Annotated in this window: 1 protein-coding gene; it reads right to left on the bottom strand. The window is 60.8% G+C overall.

Annotated elements, in window-relative coordinates; all coding sequences use genetic code 11:
* Positions 1 to 203: 203 nt before the first annotated feature.
* Complete coding sequence (locus RSSM_RS27425) at positions 204 to 1,148, bottom strand: GDP-L-fucose synthase family protein (protein WP_008687476.1); 945 nt, start codon at positions 1,146 to 1,148, stop codon at positions 204 to 206.
* Positions 1,149 to 1,328: the final 180 nt, after the last annotated feature.

Below are 1,328 nucleotides of genomic sequence, written 5' to 3'. Positions count from 1 at the left end.
CCGTGTTGGTCGGTAGCGGTCAGTTGTTGCTCCGCCGGGACGAGCCCGGGCGGAAGCGTTGGGGAGTGCGGTGAGCGTGGGTGGAGGTTGTGTGGGTTGGTTGGTAGCGGTCAGTTGTGGCTCCGCCGGGGCAAGCCCGGGCGGAAGCGGTGTGCTAAAAACTAAAAGCTAATCGCTAAGAGCTATCAGCTAAAAGTTAGCTGTTAACAGCGAATGGTTTCTTGGTTGGCTACGAAGTCGGCGTAGGTGGATTGGAGGCCTTGGTCGAGGTCAATTTTGGGGGTCCAGCCGGTGGAGTTGATGAGGTCAGTATTGGTGCGTTTGACGGGGGTGCCGTCGGGTTTGCTGGTGTCTTGAAGGATTTTGCCTTGGAAGCCGACGACGGTGGCGATTTTTTGGGCGAGGTCGGCGATTCGCAGGTCGGTGCCGGTGCCTACGTTGACCCAGTCCGGTGGGTCGGAAAGCTGGATCAAGTGCAGGACGCCGGTGGCGAGGTCGTCGACGTGGAGGAACTCGCGGCGTGGGTTTCCTGAGCCCCAAACGGTGACGGATTCGGCGCCGCTGAGTTTGGCGTCGTGGAAACGGCGGATCAGACCGGGGATGACGTGGCTGTTTTCCGAGTGATAGTTGTCACCGGGGCCGTAGAGGTTGGTGGGCATGGCGGAATGAAACATCACGCCGTATTGCTGCCGGTAGTACTGGCAGAGTTTCAGCCCCATGATCTTGGCCAACGCGTAGGCTTCGTTGGTTTGCTCGAGGGGGCTGGTCAGGAGGCTGTCTTCGGGGATCGGTTGGGGGGCGTTTCGCGGGTAGATACACGTGCTGCCGAGGAACAGGAACCGTTTGGTCTGGTGCCGGTAGGCGGAGTGGATGGAGTTCATGGCCATCGCGGTGTTTTCGTAACCGAACTCGGCGGGGTACGTGGCGTTGGCGTGGATGCCTCCGACTTTGGCGGCGGCAAAGAGCACGCAGTCGGGTTTCTCGGTGGCGAAGAAATCATCCACCGCGGCTTGGTCGCATAGATCGAGCTGGTCACGCGTGCGGGTGAGGATTTCGGCTGGCGGGTTGGGGCTGGATTGGAGTTTGCGGATCAGGGCGCTGCCCACCATGCCACGATGCCCGGCGACGAAAATCTTTTGGTAGTTCATGGGAGGTTTGTTTTTGCGAGTTGCGAGTTGCGTGGGAAAGGGCGTTGATTCCGCCGGGGCTAGCCCGGACGGAGATCGGTGGTTGTTTGGTGTTGGTTGGTAGCTGTCAGTTGTCGCTCCGCCGGGCGAGCCCGAGCGGAAGCGTTGTGCGGGGAGCCGATCGCGGGTGGAGGTTCGAAG

The organism is Aporhodopirellula sallentina SM41 (assembly GCF_000346505.1).
Classification (GTDB): Bacteria; Planctomycetota; Planctomycetia; order Pirellulales; family Pirellulaceae; genus Rhodopirellula; species Rhodopirellula sallentina.
The sequence above is the reverse complement of the archived record's forward strand: the minus strand, read 5'-3'. Positions and strand labels throughout refer to the sequence as shown.

Bases quoted from the DNA above. Each gene is read 5' to 3' on its own strand.
- RSSM_RS27425 (WP_008687476.1), bottom strand. From the start codon at position 1,148: ATGAACTACCAAAAGATTTTCGTCGCCGGGCATCGTGGCATGGTGGGC.